Origin of the sequence: Phaeobacter sp. SYSU ZJ3003 (genome assembly GCF_041300735.1) — a bacterium.
Lineage (GTDB): Bacteria > Pseudomonadota > Alphaproteobacteria > Rhodobacterales > Rhodobacteraceae > Phycobacter > Phycobacter gallaeciensis_A.
The window spans coordinates 1-869 of sequence record NZ_PXNU01000055.1 but is presented as its reverse complement, the minus strand read 5'-3'; the positions used below and the strand labels follow the sequence as shown (position 1 = coordinate 869).

At 61.9% G+C, this 869-nt stretch carries 1 pseudogene; it reads left to right on the top strand.

Annotation, left to right across the window (positions count from 1 at the left end):
• Positions 1-869 (top strand): annotated as a pseudogene (locus tag C6W91_RS17440) (pyruvate carboxylase); the annotation flags it as partial.

The following is an 869-nucleotide window of genomic DNA, read 5'->3' as shown; positions in this document are numbered from 1 at the left end:
CCGAGGCTGAGCTGGAAGAGAAAGTTCTGGAAGGGCGCCGCGAGGCCGAAGCCGCCTTTGGCAATGGCGAAGGCTATCTCGAAAAGATGATCACCCGCGCCCGCCACGTCGAGGTGCAGATCCTTGGCGACAAGCACGGTGAGATCTATCATCTGTTCGAGCGGGATTGCTCAGTCCAGCGCCGCAACCAGAAAGTCGTGGAGCGCGCCCCGGCGCCTTACCTGAGCGAGGCGCAGCGCGCCGAGATCTGCGATCTGGGCCGCAGGATCTGTGCCCATGTGAACTACGAATGCGCCGGCACCGTCGAATTCCTGATGGATATGGAAACCGGCAAGTTCTACTTCATCGAGGTGAACCCGCGGGTGCAGGTGGAGCATACCGTCACCGAGGAAGTCACCGGCATCGATATCGTGCAGGCGCAGATCCTGATCGCCGAAGGCAAGCCCCTGGCCGAAGCCACCGGCAAGGCGGACCAGTCCGAAATTCGTCTCAATGGCCATGCGCTGCAGACCCGGGTCACCACCGAGGATCCGCTCAACAACTTCATCCCCGATTACGGCCGCATCACCGCCTATCGCTCGGCCACCGGCATGGGCATTCGCCTTGATGGCGGCACCGCTTATGCGGGCGGGGTGATCACGCGCTATTACGACAGCCTGTTGACCAAGGTCACCGCCTGGGCGCCGACCCCGGAAAAGGCGATTGCCCGCATGGACCGGGCGCTGCGCGAATTCCGGGTGCGCGGGGTCAGCACCAATATCGCCTTTGTCGAGAACCTGCTGAAGCACCCGACTTTCCTCAACAATGAATACACCACCAAGTTCATCGACGAGACGCCGGAGCTGTTCAACTTCGCCAAGCGCCAGGAC